Source organism: Plantactinospora endophytica, from assembly GCF_016862915.1.
GTDB lineage: Bacteria > Actinomycetota > Actinomycetes > Mycobacteriales > Micromonosporaceae > Plantactinospora > Plantactinospora endophytica.
The window spans coordinates 1-17,780 of record NZ_BONW01000053.1 but is presented as its reverse complement, the minus strand read 5'-3'; the positions used below and the strand labels follow the sequence as shown (position 1 = coordinate 17,780).

General features: G+C 73.0%; 13 protein-coding genes. 9 read left to right on the top strand and 4 right to left on the bottom strand.

Features of this window, described 5'->3' with window-relative positions; translation table 11 throughout:
• The first annotated feature begins 95 nt into the window (after positions 1-95).
• From Pen02_RS40370 to Pen02_RS40360, 3 genes are all read left to right on the top strand, one after another.
• Positions 96-1,175, top strand: a complete 1,080-nt coding sequence (locus Pen02_RS40370; RefSeq protein WP_203871502.1) for an aldo/keto reductase — start codon at positions 96-98, stop codon at positions 1,173-1,175.
• A gap of 142 nt (positions 1,176-1,317) precedes the next feature.
• A complete protein-coding gene (locus Pen02_RS40365) occupies positions 1,318-2,259 on the top strand; it encodes a hypothetical protein (RefSeq protein WP_203871501.1) in 942 nt (313 codons plus the stop codon).
• 89 nt (positions 2,260-2,348) lie between these two features.
• Entirely contained in the window at positions 2,349-2,960 is a 612-nt protein-coding gene (locus tag Pen02_RS40360) for a hypothetical protein (protein ID WP_203871500.1), read from the top strand.
• 227 nt (positions 2,961-3,187) lie between these two features.
• On the opposite strand, the gene Pen02_RS40355 is transcribed toward Pen02_RS40360, so the two are convergent.
• Complete coding sequence (locus tag Pen02_RS40355) at positions 3,188-4,978, bottom strand: bifunctional metallophosphatase/5'-nucleotidase (protein ID WP_203871499.1); 1,791 nt, start codon at positions 4,976-4,978, stop codon at positions 3,188-3,190.
• Between the two features lie 371 nt (positions 4,979-5,349).
• Between Pen02_RS40355 and Pen02_RS40350 the strand changes: the two genes are divergently transcribed.
• The 4 genes from Pen02_RS40350 (at position 5,350) to Pen02_RS40335 (ending at position 10,626) form a co-directional block, all read left to right on the top strand.
• Positions 5,350-6,534 carry a M20 metallopeptidase family protein gene (locus Pen02_RS40350; RefSeq protein WP_203871498.1) on the top strand — a complete coding sequence of 395 codons (1,185 nt, stop codon included), beginning with the start codon at positions 5,350-5,352 and terminating at the stop codon, positions 6,532-6,534.
• 182 nt (positions 6,535-6,716) lie between these two features.
• Positions 6,717-7,097 (top strand): hypothetical protein, encoded by a 381-nt coding sequence (locus Pen02_RS40345; RefSeq protein WP_203871497.1) that lies wholly within the window; start codon positions 6,717-6,719, stop codon positions 7,095-7,097.
• A gap of 556 nt (positions 7,098-7,653) precedes the next feature.
• Positions 7,654-9,489 carry a gamma-glutamyltransferase gene (gene ggt / locus Pen02_RS40340; protein WP_203871496.1) on the top strand — a complete coding sequence of 612 codons (1,836 nt, stop codon included), beginning with the start codon at positions 7,654-7,656 and terminating at the stop codon, positions 9,487-9,489.
• Positions 9,490-9,597: 108 nt separating this feature from the next.
• Positions 9,598-10,626, top strand: a complete 1,029-nt coding sequence (locus tag Pen02_RS40335; RefSeq protein WP_203871495.1) for a tetratricopeptide repeat protein — start codon at positions 9,598-9,600, stop codon at positions 10,624-10,626.
• On the opposite strand, the gene Pen02_RS40330 is transcribed toward Pen02_RS40335, so the two are convergent.
• On the bottom strand, positions 10,623-11,576 hold the full coding sequence (locus Pen02_RS40330) for a hypothetical protein (protein ID WP_203871494.1): 954 nt from the start codon (positions 11,574-11,576) through the stop codon (positions 10,623-10,625). The two genes, Pen02_RS40335 and Pen02_RS40330, sit on opposite strands and share 4 nt — an antisense overlap.
• Positions 11,573-11,953: a hypothetical protein gene (locus Pen02_RS40325; RefSeq protein ID WP_203871493.1), complete on the bottom strand. Its 381-nt coding sequence runs from the start codon at positions 11,951-11,953 to the stop codon at positions 11,573-11,575. The genes Pen02_RS40330 and Pen02_RS40325 overlap by 4 nt, the downstream gene beginning before the upstream one ends.
• A gap of 199 nt (positions 11,954-12,152) precedes the next feature.
• On the opposite strand from Pen02_RS40325, the gene Pen02_RS40320 reads away from it, so the two are divergent.
• On the top strand, positions 12,153-15,938 hold the full coding sequence (locus Pen02_RS40320; protein ID WP_203871492.1) for a CHAT domain-containing protein: 3,786 nt from the start codon (positions 12,153-12,155) through the stop codon (positions 15,936-15,938).
• Positions 15,939-16,007: 69 nt separating this feature from the next.
• Here Pen02_RS40320 and Pen02_RS40315 read toward each other — a convergent pair whose 3' ends face one another.
• Positions 16,008-16,754: a CTP synthase C-terminal region-related (seleno)protein gene (locus Pen02_RS40315; RefSeq protein WP_203871491.1), complete on the bottom strand. Its 747-nt coding sequence runs from the start codon at positions 16,752-16,754 to the stop codon at positions 16,008-16,010.
• A 75-nt stretch (positions 16,755-16,829) separates the two neighbouring features.
• Between Pen02_RS40315 and Pen02_RS40310 the strand changes: the two genes are divergently transcribed.
• Entirely contained in the window at positions 16,830-17,720 is an 891-nt protein-coding gene (locus tag Pen02_RS40310; RefSeq protein ID WP_203871490.1) for a LysR family transcriptional regulator, read from the top strand.
• Positions 17,721-17,780 lie beyond the last annotated feature (60 nt).

Below are 17,780 nucleotides of genomic sequence, written 5' to 3'. Positions count from 1 at the left end.
CAAGACATCAGGAGGATCGTTCTACCTGTGCAGTGGTCGGAGCTGGTGTAGTTGAGTGGTCCACCGCATCGACCAGAACTCATGGGAGCAGGAACATGTCACTCGATTCCTACCTCACCCTCGGCCGCTCCGGACTGCGGGTCAGCCCCTTCGCCCTCGGCGCGATGAACTTCGGCGTGGAGGGCGGCTGGGGCTGCGGCGTCGAGGAGTCCGAGCAGATCCTGCAGGCGTACCTGGACCGGGGCGGCAACTTCGTCGACACCGCCAACTTCTACACCAACGGCCACTCCGAGGCGATCCTCGGCGACTTCTTCGCCGCCCGGCCGGGCCTGCGCGACCGGGTCGTACTGGCCAGCAAGTTCTTCGGCAACCTGTATCCGGGCGACCCGAACGGCGGCGGTGCGGGCCGCAAGGCGATCGTCGCCCAGCTCGACCAGACGCTGCGCCGGATGAAGACCGACTACCTCGACGTGTACTGGCTGCACAACTGGGACGCGCACACCCCGGTCGAGGAGACCATGCGTACCCTCGACGGGCTGGTCACCGCAGGCAAGATCCGGTACGTCGGCTTCTCCAACACTCCCGCCTGGTACACCGCCCAGGCACACACCATGGCCGTGCTCCGGTCCTGGACTCCGGTGATCGCCCTCCAGGTCGAGTACTCCCTGCTCGCCCGCACCGTCGAAGGCGAGCTCGTTCCGCTGGCCCGGGACGCCGGGATGGGCCTGACGCCGTGGAGCCCGCTGGCCGGCGGATTCCTGTCCGGCAAGTACAGTCGCGGCGCCGAGGTCCACGACACGATGCGCGGCCGGATCACCGGTGGCCCCACTGACGCCCAGTTCGCCGTCATCGACGTGCTGACCACCGTCGCCGCCGAGGTCGAGGCGAGCCCGGCCGCCGTCGCTCTCGCCTGGCTGCGCAGCCGCCCCATGGTCACCGCGCCGATCCTCGGGCCCCGGCGCCTCGCACACCTCGACGCGAACCTGGCCGCACTCGACGTCCGGCTCAGCGACCAGCAGATCGCCGCGCTGGACGAGGCGTCGGCCCCGCGACTGAACTACCCGTACGACCTCAACCGGCAGACCGGCGCGATGCTCCAGTTCGGCGGCAGCACGGTCGACGGCGTTCCGTCGACCGTCTACCCGCCGCTGCTCCAGGACAGCACCCGGTACTGACCCGTCCACCGGCGAGCCGGTCGGCCCTGACCGGTACTGCCCCGCTCACCGGGGGAGCCGGTCGGTCCTGATCGGACACCGGTCCGTCCTGGCCCGACCCTCGCACCCCGGCGGCGCGACGGCGCCTCTAGAGTCTGCTGCCATGACCACCCTGGATGCGCCGCCGACCGCGTCGACGACCACCGCCGCCGAGTCGGCAGCCGAGCCCCAGCAACGCGGGACGACGCCGCGTCCGCTGGGGCTCGTCGGCTGGCCCCGGGTGGTCCGGACGCTGATGATGGCGGCGGGCGCGGCGGCGGCGATCGCGGTGGCCTTCTCCAACCCGGACCGGCACGAGCCGCAGTTCCGCACCCAGTGGCTGCTCTGGGCGTCCGTCGCGGGCCTGCTCGGCGCCCTCAGCGGGTCGACGGTCGGCTCGGGCGTGGCCCGCTGGCACGACCTGCAACAGATCCAGCGGGTACCGGTGCGCCGGGTCGTGCCGTCGGTGCTGGCCTTCCTGGTACTGGTGGTCGGGTGTGTCGCCACCGCGCACGCCATCCTGGGCAGCGGACTCACCTGGCGGGCCCTCGCCTTCGTCTCCCTCGTCGTGCTCGGCGCGCTACCGGCCGGGGCGACGCTGGCCGGTCTGCGGATCGTCTCGATGCGCGGCCTCACCGGCACTCCCGGCGAGCAGTTGGCGGCGCTGATGCGGCTGCGCCGGATGCTCGCCCGGGTACTCCAGATGATGGGCTCGCTGCTGCTGGTGATGGTGCTGGTCAGCGCCGCCGCCGTCGGCTGGGGGAGTTCGGAGAAGATTCCCCAGTCCACCGCGTTCGTCATCGGCGCCGCCGGCTCGATCCTCATCGCGCTGGTACACGTGCCGACGGCCACCCTGCTGCGCCGTCGCTGTCAGGTGTACGTCGACGAGTTCTCCGACATCGCGCACGTGGCGAAGGCGGACCTGATCGCCGCCGCCGAGGACCGCATCAAGCTGGAGGAGATCCTCGGCGTCAACCGCACCACTATCGGCGAATTGCAGTCCGGCCTGCTGATCGTCGGCCCGCTCGTCGCGACGACGATCGCCGCCGTCATCCCCAAGCTCTGACCCGGGCCGGAACACCGGGACGGGCCGGCGCCGGTTACCGCGACCTGGTCGCCTTCCGGGCGGCCTTCTTCGCCGTACCCCTGCCTGCCGTGCTCCTGCTCGCCGAGGCGCCGCCTGCGGTGCGTTTCCGCGCCGTGGCGTTCGGCGCGGTGCGCTTCCGTGTCGTGGCAGTCGTCGCCGTGCGCTTCGTCGCCGTGGCCTTCTTCGCAGGTACCCGCTTCGACGGCGCGGTCCGCTTGGCCGGGGCGGCCTTCTTCGTCGCCTTCGCTGCGGTACCAGGTCGCTTCGTCGGGCTCTTCGCCGCCGTCGCCCCGGTGGCCCGCCGCGTCGCGGTGGCGACCTTCTTCGCCGCCGTGGTCCGCTTGGCGGGAGCCTTCTTCGCGCCGGTCGCCTTGCGGGCGGCGGCCGGCCGCGTGGCGGTACGCGTGCTGCCCCCGCGACCGTGCGCCGGCCGGCGCGGTTCGCTGACGGTGGATCGGATCGGGCCTGCTCGTCGTGCGTCGGCCACCTCGACTCCTCCTCGTCCGGCCGGTTCCACCGACCGCTCCGACACCGCTGCACCACCCCGACCCGGAGCGCGTCCCTGGCCCGGAGCACGTCCGAAGCGCGTCGCTGGTCCAGAACGCGGCCGGCGCACGTTCCTGGTGCGCAGCGTGTCCGCAGCCAGGGGAAGCTGTCTCCCCTTGGCACGGACGGCTTAAACCCGCTCGTGCCGCCCGGTCGTACGTCGAGCGGTAACCGGCCGCTGACCGCGCAGACCCTCGACCGGCGGCCGGCGGAGTAAGTCCTCCCATACCTGGAAACGCGGAGGCGCCCGACCGGGACATCGGCCGGGCGCCTCGCCGTACCTCCGGTCGCCACCGGTGTCCTGCCCGGTCGGCGACGAACCCGTGGACGCCCGCCCCGGACGGCCGGAGCGGGCATCCGCTCAGAAGACCGGTACGCCCTCGCGGACCAGTCGCCAGTTCGGCTGGAAGAAGTCGGCCGGGTCGATGCTGCCCCGGTCCTGCGCCCAGTCGATCAGCAACTGGCGGATCTCCTGCTGCTCGTTGTAGATCTGCGGCTTCACGATGCCGGGGAAGTTGCCGCCGCCGCTGCGCCGGTAGTTGTTCACCGCGATCATGAACTGGTCGGTGTCGGCGACCGCCGCTCCGCCGCCCGGGTGGGTCAGGCTGGTGATCCGCTGGCCGACCGGCCTGCTGATGTCGATGTCATAGTCGACACCGGAGATGGTGTCGTAGTTGTAGTCCGGCACGCTCGGGTCGTTGATCTGCGCCGGGTCGACCGGCGCGCCCGGCCCGAGGGTGCGGAAGTACTTCGCCGAGTACTCCAGGTAGGCGCGCAGCTCGGCGCCGCTGACGAGTACGGCCTCCAGGGTGTTGTCGTAGATGTAGAGTCCGGCCACGTCCTTGATCCGTACGTCGCCGGCCGGGAAGACCGCGGTACGGCTGAACGGGGCGGCGATCGACAGCACCGGTAGGTCGGCGTACTGGCCACCGGCCAGCGCGGCGGTGACGACGTCGGTCTGCACCCTGTTGATGTAGTCGAGGATCGGGGTGTCCTTGTAGCGGGACTCCGCCGCCGACAACTCCACCGCCGAGGTGGCGACCACCTGGTTGACGTACGCCACCGTCTTGGCGTGCTGCCGGCGTACCGCCGCGAGCACCTTCGGGTCCTCCGGCACGGTGTTGCTGTTCAGCATCGTCGCCCGCTTGCCGGTGATCCGCCAACGGTTGCGGTCCCGCTCCAGGGTGAAGTCCATCCGGGTCAGCCGCTGACCCCACCGCGACGGCTCCGACATCAGTACCCGCTCACCGGTCCGGGTGTTGGTGACGAACCGCTCCACCACCTCGGCGTGGGCGTGCCCGAACAGGATCGCGTCGATCCCCGGCACCTGCTCGGCGATGAGCGCGCACGGGTTCTCGTTCGGCAGTTCCGGCCCGTAACTGGAGGTGCCGCTGTCGCCGCCGTGCGCCGAGATCAGCACGAGGTCGGCGCCGCGCTCGCGCATCACCGGCACCCACTTCGCGGCGGTGCTGACCATGTCCTCGAAGCGGAGCTTCCCCTCGACGTGCCCCCGGTCCCAGATCGCGGTACCGGGGTTGGTCAGGCCGAGGATGCCGACCCGCAGCGTCGGGGCGCCGTGCCCGAGCGACACCTTCTTGATGACGTACGGCGTGAACGCCGGCTTGCCGGTGCGCTCGTTGACCGCGTTCGCGGCGAGCGCCGGAAAACCGAGCTGCCGGATCCACTTGTCGAGCAGCGGGAGCCCGTAGTTGAACTCGTGGTTGCCCAGGGTCACCGCGTCGTAGTCGAGGATGTTCATCGCCCGGGCCATCGGGTGCGTCTCGCCGGTGGAGGTGATCGGCTCCTGCTTGGCGTAGTACGTCGCCAGCGAGGTGCCCTGGATGGTGTCACCGGCGTCGAGTACCAGCGTCGCCCGGCCGCGCCGCTCGGCCCGGATCTGCTTCACCAGGCTGGCCAGCTTCGCCACGCCGACGTCGTTGTGCGCGCTGTCGTCGTATTCCGCGTCGCGGTAGTAGTCCCAGTTGTAGACGTTGCCGTGGGTGTCCGAGGTGCCGAGCACGGTCAGGTCGTAGGTCTTCGGCCTGCTCGGCCCGTGTGCCTGTGCCGGTGCGGCCCCGACGATCGGTGCCGCTGCGGCCGCTGCGGCGACGGCGAGCACCTGGCGTCGCGAAGGGCCGGTGAGAGGGGTCATTCCGCGCCTTTCCTAGACGGTGGGGCGCGCCGGGTGGGCGCGCCGTCGGCACCATAACGACCGGTCGCGGGTCGTGCCAGCCGGACGGCCGACCGACATCCTCCGGCCATCCACGCTCCGACGACCGGACCCCTCCCGGCCATCCGACCGCCGGTCCCGCCCCGACCTGGCAGGCGACACCGACGGGGCGTTTCCGGCGTGCCGTTCGTCACGTCCCACGAGGGCGCATGATCATGACACTTGATCGCCGGGGCCGGCTCCGTAGGATCTCGGATATCCCCGAGGCCGGGGCGCGGACCAGCCCGGACAGGGCGGCCGGCCGGGACCTCGGCGGGGACGGCCACGGCGGTACGACCAGGCGGGGGAGACGGATGAGCCTGCGCGAGGATGCGGCGGAGATCCAGGACGAGCTGGCCGGGCTGCGCCGGGAGTTGCACCAGATCCCGGAGGAGGGCCTGCACCTGCCGCGTACCCAGGAACGGGTGCTGGCCGCCCTCGAACCCCTGCCGTTGGAGATCAGCACCGGCGCCGGCCTCTCCTCGATCACGGCGGTACTGCGCGGCGGCGCCCCCGGGCCGGCGGTGCTGCTCCGAGGCGACATGGACGCGCTGCCGATCACCGAGAGCAGCGGCGTCGACTACCGCTCGCGGCACGACGGTGTGATGCACGCCTGCGGCCACGACCTGCACACCGCCGGGCTGGTCGGAGCGGCGCGACTGCTCGCCGCCCGCCGCGCCGAACTCGCCGGCGACGTGGTCTTCATGTTCCAGCCGGGCGAGGAGGGCTACAACGGCGCCGGGCACATGATCGACGAGGGGGTACTGGCCGCCGCCGGCCGCCCGGTCGAGGCCGCGTACGGGTTGCACGTGCTCTCGTCCATCCTCGACCGGGGCGTCTTCTCGTCCCGTCCCGGCCCGTTGATGGCCGGCTCGGCCGGGCTCTTCGTCACGGTCGTCGGGGCGGGCGGGCACGGCTCCCGGCCGCACGTGACGCTGGACCCGGTGCCGGTGGCCTGCGAGATGGTCACCGCGCTACAGACGATGGTCACCCGACGGTTCGACGCGTTCGAGCCGGTGGTGCTCACCGTCGGCACCTTCCACGCCGGCACCCGGCGCAACGTGATCCCGGACGAGGCGACCTTCGAGGCGACCGTCCGGGCCTTCGACCCCTCGGTGCACGACGAGCTGGGTCGGCACGCGGTACGACTCTGCGAGCAGATCGCGGCGGCACACGGCCTGCGCGCCGAGGTGCGGTACGAGCCGGAGTATCCGGTCACCGTCAACGACCCGGTCGAGCACGAGTTCGCCGCGACGACCGTACGGGAGATGTTCGGTGCGGAGCGGTTCACCGACATGCGCCATCCGATGACCGGTTCGGAGGACTTCTCCCGGGTGCTCGGGCGGGTTCCCGGAGCGTTCGTCTTCCTCGGCGCCTGCGCCACCGACGACCCGGTGACGGCACCCGGCAACCACTCGCCCCGGGCGGTCTACGACGACAGCGTACTGGCCGACGGCGCCGCCCTGCTCGCCGAGCTGGCCGCCCGCCGACTCGGCTAGATCCCGGCCGCACCTCGGCTCGAAACGGGCCGGATCCTGACCGTCTCCCGATGGACTTCATCCCGGCCAGACTGGCGGTCCGCCTGCTCGGCCGAGGCTCCACCGACCCACCGCTCCACAGGGGACGCCGTCGGCGGTCGGCGGGTCACGGCCGACGGGCGGGTCGCCTACACTCCGCGAGCATGCAGCAGCGTGTACGAGTGCACCCCGGGTTCACCGTCTTCCTTATCTTCTCCCTCGTCGGCCTGGTGGTCGCCACCTTCTTCGTGATCGCCATGGCGGCGGCGTGCTCGACCAGCAGCGAGGCGGCGAGCCCGTCCTGTCAACTGGAGGTGGAGGGCTGGAAGACGATGGCGATCGTCACCGCGATCGGAAGTCTGGTGACGATGGTCGGTGCGGTGGGCTTCCAGGTCGGCCGGAACGTGGCGGTCCCGCCGGTCCCGCCGATCCCGCTCTCCGCGCCGCCCGCGATGGCTCCGCCGCCCGGGGCGGTCCGGCCCCAGCCGGCGTACCCGACGTCGACGCAGCCGGTCTCCGGCCCGGGGCAGCCGCCGTACGCCTGATCCCACGCCGCACCCGGCCCCGCCCCGCTCCACCATGGACCGTCGGAGGGCCGGCGACCTCCGCAACCTATTGTCCTAGGAAGCTTTACGGGCGGTGTGGCCGGCCACACCGCCCGCGTTACAACGACGTGCCGGCACGTCGACGTCGGGAAGGACGGACCGCCCCCGATCGGGAAGCTGGTCCCGCCCGGCCGACGTCTCCGGCGACCAGGACACCGCCGGCCGCGACTCTGGTCCACGATGGACCGTCGCGGCCCGGCGGTGATCCGGACCGTCCTCCCCGTACCGACTCCGAGCAGGATCGCCGCAGACGGTTACCAGATCCTTTCCACCGGGCCGACCAGCCCGTCGCGCCGGGCGGCGGGGGAGCGGGCACCGGGGCGGTCCCGGGGGCAAGGGCTTCCGGCGGCGACAACCGCACCCTCGACGTGGTAGGTCGGCGTGGCGACGTTCGGTCCACATCACCGGCCCGGCACCGGCCTCCGGTCGCCCCGTCCCGGTTGCCCGGACGACGCCGAGGGCATATCAAGGACGCAACCGGACCGTGGAGGCGCAAATGAGGCTCGTGCAGAGGGCACCGTCCCGGACGGTGGTCGCCGCCGTCGTCGCCGTCACCCTGGTCGCCGTGCCGGCACCGGCCAGCGCCGGGCCGGGCGCCGTCGGCCGCCCCGGCGAACCGCCGAAGACGCCCACCGCACACGGGTACGGCGGTGCCGTCTCCACCGTCGACCCGACCGCGACGGCGATCGGCCTGGACGTACTGCGGCGCGGCGGTAACGCGGTCGACGCGGCGGTGGCCGCAGCCGCCACGCTCGGCGTGACCGAACCGTTCTCGGCCGGCATCGGCGGGGGCGGGTTCCTCGTCTACTACGACGCGCGTACCCGACAGGTGCACACCGTCGACGGCCGGGAGTCGGCGCCTGCGGCGATGCGCGAGGACTCCTTCGTCGACCCGGCCACCGGGACGGCGTACCCGTTCCAGCAGGCCCGGGTCAGCGGTCTGTCGGTCGGCGTACCCGGGACGCTCAAGACCTGGCACGAGGCGCTGCGCAGGTGGGGCAGCCGGCCGCTGTCGGCGGCGCTCGCCCCGGCGGCCGAGGTGGCCGAACGGGGTTTCCCGGTCGACGCGACGTTCCGGCAGCAGGTGGCCGACAACGCGGCGGCGTTCGCCCAGTTCGACGCGACCCGGTCGCTCTACCTGCCGGACGGGCAGCCACCGGCGGTCGGTGCGGTCCAGCGCAACCGGGACCTGGCCGACACCTACCGGCAGATCGCCCGGCAGGGCATCGGCGCCTTCTACACCGGCCCGATCGGCGCGGACCTCGTCGCAGCGGTACGCCGTCCACCGGTCGCCGCCGACCCGACCGCGCCGTGGCAGTTCCCGATCCTGGCCGGCGGGCTGACCCGGACCGACCTCGCCCACTACGCGCTGCGTTTTCCCGCACCGACCCGGTCCGACTACCGGGGCTACCAGGTGTACGGCATGTCGACGCCGTCCAGCGGCGGCGTCGCGGTCGGCGAGGCGCTCAACATCCTGGAGCGGTTCGACCTGTCGAGGCTGACGGTGACCGAGGCGCTGCACCACTACCTCGAGGCGAGCGCCCTCGCCTACGCCGACCGGAACCGGTACGTCGGCGACGGCACCTCCCGGCGGATCCTCGCCGAACTGCTCGACGACCGGTACGCGGCCGAGCGGGCCTGTCGACTCGACCCCGCCCGCGCGGCACCGAAGCCGGTACCACCGGGCGACCCCGACGGCCGCTACGGCGGCTGCGGGACCGCCCTGGCCGGTGCCGAGGGGAACCCGGGGCAGAGCACCACCAACCTGACCGTGGCGGACCGGTGGGGCAACGTCGTCGAGTACACGTTGACGATCGAGCAGACCGGCGGCAACGCGATGGTGGTACCCGGACGCGGATTCCTGCTGAACAACGAGCTGACCGACTTCACGTTCGTCCAGCCGCCCGGTGCGGCCCCGGACCCGAACCTGCCCGCGCCGGGCAAGCGCCCCCGCAGTTCGATGTCGCCGACGATCGTCCTCGACGGCGACGGCCGGCCGTTTCTGGCCCTCGGCAGTCCCGGTGGCGCCACCATCATCACCACCGTCTTGCAGATGCTGGTCAACCGGATCGATCTCGGGATGTCGCTGCCGGAGGCGATGGCGGCGCCCCGGGCGTCGCAGCGCAACAGCGCCGTGCCGCAGGCGGAGCCGGCCTTCGTCAGCGGGTACGGCACCGCGCTGGCCGCCCTCGGGCATCCGCCGTTCGTCGCCACCGCCGAGCTGGGCGCCGCCACGGCCGTCGAGTTCACCGGCCGGCACGGCTTAGTCGCAGCGGCGGAGCCGGTACGGCGCGGCGGCGGGGCAGCCGGAGTCGTCCTGCCGGCACGTTAGCGGTCCAGTCGTTGGCGTTTTGGCGTTCCGGACGTCGGGCAGTCACGACGTTGGCGGTCCGGTCGTCGGCGGTCCGATCGTTGGCGGTCCGGATGGGAGGATGGCGCGATGCCGGCGTTGACGTTCTCCAAGGTGACCTATCTCGGTGGCCATCCCGCCCAGCAGGAGCAGGCAGCCGGCCTCACCGTCGTCTTCGACCGCTCCGGCATCGTGGTACGGCGGCCGATCCGCCGCCTGCTCAGCTTCGGCTGGCTCGACCTGCGCGGTCTGGAGGTCCGCCGGCCGGACATCGTGACCTTCGTCCTGGCACCACTGTCAGATGTGGACGCCGACGGCGCGACCCTGCGTCTTCAGGACGACCGAGGGCTGTGCCGGCTGCACGTCAACGGGATCCCCTCGGCGGAACTGCGTGCGCGGCTGCTGACGTGGGTGACCGGCGAGGCGGGCCCGGACAGTCCGCTGCCGGCCACGCCACCGCCCGCCCCGCGCCAGGTGGCCGGTCAGCTCGGTGCGGTGCGGTTGGCCCTCGACGTCTGGCGCGCGGCGGGGCTCGGCCGGGAGCCGCTCCACGACCGGAACACCCTGGCCTACCGGCTGGCCGTGGCCGAGAACCATCGCCTCACCGGCGGGTACGCCGAGGCTCTCGCCGTACTCGGGCCGCTGGCCGACGAGGCTGCCCGGACGTTCGGCCCGACCGACGACGACACGCTGCGGGTACGCAACGTGCTCGGGCAGACCTATCTCGCCGCCGGGGAACTGGACGACGGGTTGGACGTGCTGCGCGAGCTGGTGGCGGTGACCGAGCACCTGCACGGCAGCGACGGCGACCTCACCCTGGTGTTCCGGAACAACCTCGCAGTCGGCTACCAGCAGGCCGGCCAGTATCCGCACGCCATCGACCTGCACGAGCAGAACATCCGGCACACCGAGCGCAAGCGCGGGCCGGCGGACCTCGAGACGCTCGGTAGGCGCAACAACCTCGCGGCCACCCTCGCCCTGGTCGGCCAGCGGAAACGGGCGATCGACGGGTACTGGGCGGTGCTGGACGCGATCTCCGAAGGCAACGGCAACCATCCACTCGCGTCCACCGCGCGGCAGAATCTGGCCATCCTGCACAACCCGTCCTGGCGACCCTAGTGGAACAGGGGCAGCGGCGGCGGTTCGGCGGCCGGGACCGGCCGGAGCTGGCGTACCACGTCGTCCTTGCGGACGATCGCGCTGATCTCCGCCCCGGTCTCGGCGGTGAGCGGTCCCGGGCAGGTCAGGCCGAGCTGGGCCGCGAGTCGGCGACCGTAGACGTCCACGGTGGACTCGACAAGCTCGGTGTAGACGCCGACAGCGAGTCGGGCCCGGTACCGCGCGGTGAACAGGACCACCGTCCCGACGAGCAGGGCGGGCCACCAGATCGCGCCGAGGAGGAGGTAGAGCAGACCCCAGCCGGCCAGCCGGGCGGCCGACGCGCACCGGTCCTGCACCGCCGTCAGCTCGCCGCGTACCGCCTCCGGCAGCACCAGCCACAGCCGGGGCCAGACCGCGACCAGGTCGATGGCGTACCTGTGCTGCACCCGTACGTCGGCGGCGTGCAGGCGGTCACCTATCCAGGTCGGCCGTTCCGCCGCGACCAGGCCGATCGCGTCCCGCCGCGCGATCGCCCGTCGGGTACGTGCCCGGGCCGCCGGATCGGCGGGATCCGCCAGCAGCGCGCGTTCCGCCTCCGCCGCCTCCGCGTCCGCCGCCGCCCAGCACGCCTGCCGGGACCGGGCGAGCCGGCGCACGACCGGTGCCGTGCCGGTCAGCCCCCAGGTCCATTCGACCAGCAGCCCGGCCGCGCCGGCCACCAGCCCGGCCGCCGCCGCGCCGAGCAGGAACGCGGCGGTGGCGACCAGCAGGGTCGCGCCGCGCCCGCCGGTCGGGGTGGCCGCGATCGTGTCCAGCCAGCGTTGCAGGACCTGACGGTCGACGGCGTGCCGGTGCCCGAGTACCTGCGCCAGCACCACCGCCCCGGCGAACAGCGCCCCCGGCACCATCAGGGTGGCGGTCCACCGGGTCACCAGTTGCTTGCCGAGTTCGGCGAGGAACGCGGTCACAGGGTGATCCGGGTTTCGACGAACGGCTCGCCGGTCAGCCCGCACACCGGCGGGTCACCGTCGTCGACCGGCACCGCCCGGGGGCACGCCTGCCGGTTCGGACAGGTCCAGCCGGTGACGGTCGGGTGCCCGCCACCACCCCGCCAGGTCTCGAAGCCACGGCTGCCGGTGGTCAGTCCGTCGATGCCGTTGCCCGCGAAGGCACGGTCGAGCCGGTCGAGGTCCGCCTCGAGCTGGTCGTCCAGCCGTCCGTGGCCGACCGCGTCGGCGATCCGCTCCAGCACCTCGGCGGCACCGAACCGCTGGGCGTACTCCCTGAGTTGCCCGGCCGTGGCCTGGCTGCACAGTCGACCGACGCGGTGCGCGACAGGTTCCATCTTCCGCTCCCCGTACGTCGGTCGGCCGGATCCGGCTGACACGATAACGCCCGACTCGGGTAGGTCGGCGCTGCACGCACCGGTGGCCTGTTTCGGTGCTGTCACCGCGCACTGGTGGCCGGGGTCGGCGAGACTGTGCGGGGACGGCGATCGTGCGCCGAGACCGGTATCCCCGGCCGGACGACGGGACTGAACAGCAATGTCGAGAAGCGCCCTGCACCGGATCACCGCCATCCTGGACGAGTACGAACGTACCGGGGCGCCGGCCGTGCTGCTCGACACCGACCTGTCCGAACACGAACGGAGCCTCGGCGCGGCGGTCGGTGACCGGGGCGCGGGCCGGACGGCGGCCCGAGCCCTGGCCCGGCTGCACTGGTACCGCTACCTGCTGCTGCCCGGGCTGGACGGGCTCCGGGAACGTCACGCGGCGGTCGAGTTGTTCCGCCGGCACTTCCGTAGGGAACCGGAACTGGTGCCCGAGCCGCTCCGCGACGAGTGCCGGGACGGCGCTCCCTCCGAAGTGGACGCCTTCGTCACCGTCCTGCTGAGCCCGCAGCAGGCCGACCGGGTCGACCGGCTCTGGCAGCGCCACCGGGCCGGCGACGGGCGGGCGCTCCGGATGCTGGTCGACCTCTACCGCGAGTGGCTGCCGTACGCGGCTCGGCAACGCGACTGGCCGGGAACCCTGATCGAGCCCGCACTGCTGACCGACCTTGCCGACGCGCTCCTCACCGCAGCCGCGCACGCCTCCGACGCCCGCCGCTACGACGACGCGTTGGACACCGCTTCGAAGGCACTTGCCGCCACGCCCGCCCGCGATCCGCACCGGCTGTCCCGGCTCACCCACCGGGGCCGCCTCTTCGAGCTGTACTTCGACAACGGCGCCGGCCCGAAGGCGCTGGAGTTGGCGGTCGGTCAGTACCGGCGGGCGGCGCAGCTCGGCTGGCACCGGCGGCCGACAGACCTGGACGCTGCCGTCAGGTTCGGTGCCGCGCTGTGCCGGCTGGCGGAGATCCCGGAGAAGGCGACTGTCGAGGTCCTGCTCGAGGCGACCGCTGTCTTCCGGGACGCGGTCACCTCCTCCGACCCCGACGACCCGGAGCTGCCGGCGCGGGTACGGCAGCTCAACGAGGTCGCCAACCTGCTGGCCGGCGCCGTCGGCGTCGAGCCGGTACGCACGATCCTCGGCGCCGTACAGGAGCCGGACGGGCTCGACCGGCTGTTCCGCCGGGCCGAGGAGCTGGCTGACCGGGTCGCCTTCGACACCTCGCCGCAGGTCCGGGCCGACCGGCTCGACGCGGCCCTGGTGCTGTTCGCCGCCGTACCGGCGTACGACCCGGTCCGGCCGGACGCCCTGCTGCTGCTCGGCCGGGCCGAACTCGACCGCTGGCAGTCCGGCGGGGAACTCGACGGCGCGGTGTGGGCCGCGACCTGGGCGCAGGCCGCCCTGGACGCCGCAGGTCCGGACCACCCGCTGCGCCGGGAGGTGCTGACCCTGCTGGCCGCCGCCGCTGGTGACGCCGGGTTGCACGGTCGGTCCGACGAGATGGTCGAGGTGGCCGTCAGCGCCGCCCGGGCCGCACTGGAACTGGCCGAGGCACTGCCGGAGGCCCGCCCGACCCAGCTCGGCGTCCTCGCCGACGCGTACGCCAGGGCGGGCCGGCTGGCCGGCGATCCCGGCGCCCTCGACGAGGCGGTACGGCACCAGCGGGAGGCGGTGTCGCACACCTCGCCCGGCCAGCCGGTGTACCCGCTGCGGCTGATGAGCCTCGCCAGCATGCTCGTGCACCGCGACGCCCTGGTACCCGACGACGCACTGCTCGCCGAGGCCGTGCAGGCGAACCGGGACGCGCTCGCGGCCCTGCCGGCGAACGACTCCCGCCGGGTCGGCTTCACCTACAACCTGGCGAGCAGCCTGTCCCAGCACGCCCTGCGGCGCAAGGATCCGGCCGACCTGCTGGCGGCCGAGCAGATCTTCCAGCAGGCTCTCGCGCTGCTGCCGGCGGGGCACCCCGACCATCCCCGGATCCGCAGTTCGATCGCCGAGATCCGGTACCAGCGGTTCCTGGTCGGCGGTGACGTCGACGCCCTCGCCGAGGCCGTCGAACTGGCCCGGCAGGCCCTCGCCGAGACGCCGACCGGGCACCACTGGTGGCCGCTCCGGGCCCTGATCCTGGCCCGGGCCGCCGCCGAACTCGCCGACCTCGGCGGCCCCGACGCCGATGCCGCACGCGCCGAGGCGATCGGCACCTACGCCGCGATCGCCGCCTCGCCGGTGGCCGATCCGCAGGCGCGGCTCGACGCCGAACGCCGGCAGGCCGAGCTGGCCGACGAGGCGGCGGATCCGGTCGCCCGGCTGGCCGCACTCGAACGTGCCGTGCAGCGGATCCCGTCGGTGATCAGCCGCTCGACCGCCGGTCGTCGCCGGCTGGACGCCATCGGCAGGCTCGGCGGGCTGGCGTCCGAGGCGGCTGCGCTCGCCGCCGCCGGGCAGGATCCGGACGCCGCCGTCGAGTTGCTGGAGCGCGGCCGGGGACTGCTCTTCAACGAGGCGCTGGGCATCCGCACCGGCGGGGCGGAGCTGCGTACCGTCGATCCGCAGCTCGCCGCCGAACTCGACCGCGTCGACCGGGAACTGGCCGAGGCGGACGCGTACACGCACATCCGGAAGTTCACCATCGAGGTCGAGCGGAGAAGCGCGTCCGGCGAGTCGCTCGGCAAGAGCACCCGGGAGTGGGATCCCCGGACGAGTTGGCTGCCCCGGACCCGGGAACTCGCCGCCGAGCGGGACCTGCTGATCGCCCGGATCCGCGCGCTGCCGGGCTTCGCCGACCTGCTCCGCCCGCCGTCGCTGCCGGCGCTCCGCGAGCGGCTGCGGGGACTTCCGGTCGTGGTGGTCAACACCTCCGGCGACCGGGGCGACGCACTGCTGGTGCCGGCCGAGCCGGACCGGCCGGTGGAACTGGTCCGGCTTCCGGAGTTGCGCGAGGCCGTCGTCCGGCGCCAGGTCACCCGGATGTACGCGGCCGTGCTCGACGCCACGGCGCCGACGGTACCGTTCGACCGCCGTGCCGCCGCCCAGGCGGACCTGCTCGACGTGCTGGCCTGGCTGTGGGACGCGGTCACCGGGCCGGTACTCGACCGGATCGCCCCGGTGCACGGGCCGGCGCCGAGGATCTGGTGGTGCCCGGTCGGCTCGCTGGCCCGGCTGCCGCTGCACGCGGCCGGGCACCACGGCGCGGCGGACCGATCGCGTACGGTGCTGGACCGGACCGTGTCGTCGTACACCCCGACCCTCACCGCGCTCGCCTCCGCAGTGGCCGAGCGGAGCCGTCCACCGGCCGACGCCACCGCCACGATCGTCGGCGTACCCGCTGCGGCACCGTTGGCGGCGCTCTCCGAGGTACGTGCCGAGGTCGAGCAGGTCGCCCGGTTCATCCCCGGATCCGCTCTGCTCACCGGGACGGAGGTGGCGCTGGACGCCGTCGAGGAACAGCTCCGGCGTCATCCGATCGCGCACTTCGCCTGCCACGCCGAGGCCGACGCCAGCGTCAACGCGATGCTGGCCGGGGGCCTGCGGCTGGGTGGGGCGACGCTCAGCCCGCACCTGGTCCGGTCGTACCGGTTGGACCGGCCCGAGCTGGCCTTCCTGTCGGCGTGCAGCACCGCCGAGACCCATCCGACCTTCACCGACGAGCCGCTGCACCTGGCGTCGGCGTTCCAACTCGCCGGCTTCCGTGGCGTCATCGGCACCATGTGGCGTACCACGGACAGCGCCCGGATCGCCGAAGCCTTCTACGGCACACTGACCGGCGGCGGCACGAGGCCGCCGGAGACGGCTGCCGCGGCACAGGCGCTCACGGACACGGTACGGGCGGAGCGTGACGAGTTTCCCTCGACGCCGACCCGGTGGGCCGGATACATCCACGTCGGCCTGAACCGGGCGCTGCCACCGACGCCGACCGCCTCCGGTCCGCGACGGTGACGGGGTTGTCCGGTGGCGGCGGCGTGCCCGGTCTCCGGCGCCGTGCCGGTCACCGGTGCTGATGAGACGTCAAATGGTGACTGCCGGGTCGTGGCGGCCGGCGTGCGCGGCGGCGGCCGTCGCGAAGGCGCGGACGATCGGGTGCGCGACGCTGCCGTCGCCCGCGAGTTCGGGTTGGAACAGGGTACCGAGGAAGAACGGATGCTCCGGCAGTTCGGCGACACGTACGTCACCGGCGTCGTCGAATCCGCTGAGCCGCAGTCCGTGCGCCCGAAGAACGTCGAGATAGGACGGGTTGACCCCGTACGAGCACTGGTAGCGCTCGACACTGCGGCGCTCGCCGATCACCCGTTCGGCGAGCGACCCGGGGGTGAACCGCACCGCCCCCTCATGCCCGGCGAGCGAGCAGGCGAGCGGAGCGATCAGCAGTTCCCCGGCCGCCTCCGGGCTGTTCTCGCCGTGCACGGCACCGGAGAGCCCGCAGACGTCCCGCGCGTACTCCAGCAGGGCATGCTGGAACCCGCCACAGGTGCCGAGGAACGGAACACCCCGCTCCCGTGCGACGCGGACGGCGGTGAGCGCGCCGGCCTCGCTCCGGTACGGGCTGCCCGGGGTGAGCCAGATCCCGTCGAAGCCGGCCAGGCTGCTGTCGTCGGTCACCTCCGCTGTCGGGACCCAGTACAGGTCCAGGTCGAGCCGGTCACGGCGGCGCAGCGCGTCGAGCAGCACCGGGATCCGGGCATGGGCGCGTACGTGCGGCGAACGGTCACCGACGGCGGCGACCCGGGCGGCGAAGGCGGATCGGATCTCGGACATGCCACCATCCTGGCCCGCCGACCCCGATCAGCACCAACGATGATCACTGCTGGCCTGATAAGCAATACTGATGGCGTGGATCCGCACCTGCTGCGTACCTTCGTCGTGGTGGCCGACCACCGGTCGTTCTCGGCAGCCGCCCGCCAACTCGGCTACACCCAGTCCGCCGTGTCGCAGCACATCGCCGCGCTGGAGAGCGACCTCGGTGTCCCGCTGCTGCACCGCCGCCCGGTCGCGCCGACCGAGGCAGGGGAGCGGCTCCTCGAACACGCCGGCCCGATCCTGCTGCGGCTCGACGCGGCCCGGCTCGACGTACGGCAGACCGCCACGCCCCCGGCAGGACGCCTGGGCGTCGGCGCGACCCCGCTGGCGGCGACCGGACGACTCGCGGGTGCGCTCGCCGCCGTACGGCGGGCCTGGCCCGGCCTCGACGTGACCGTACGGGTCGACGGCCGGCAGGCGGTCGCGGCCGGGTTCGGCACCGGAGAGTACGCCCTCGCCCTGGTCGACGGCGTGGTCGCGCCGAGTGACCCGTTACGCCTACTCGACACCGGTACGCCCGGCGGTGTACCGGTCGCCGAGCAGCCGTTGGCCGTCCTGCTACCGGAGCGCCATCCACTCGCCCGGCGCGCCGGGTTCTCGCTGGACGATCTTCTCGACGCGGGATGGATCGACGCGGACGACGTGGCCGCACCGTTGCCGGAGTTGCGGGCCGCTGCCCGCTCGGACGGCCCACGAGCCTCGATCCGGTACGACGGCACCGATCTCGCCGCCTTGGTGGCGCTGGTCGCGGCCGGTCACGGGCTGGTGGTGCTGCCCGCTTCGGCGGTGCCGACAGGAGCCGACGTCACCCTCGTTCCGCTGACCGCTCCACGCCTGGTCCACCGGACAGAGTTGCTGCGACCTCGCAACGGCGGCTCCGTGGTCGACGCGCTTGCGGACGCCATCGTCGGCCAAACCGGATAACCGGGCCCGGTGCTCCTGACAGCTCCATGATCGAGTCGGTTCGGGGGAATGATCGGGGGC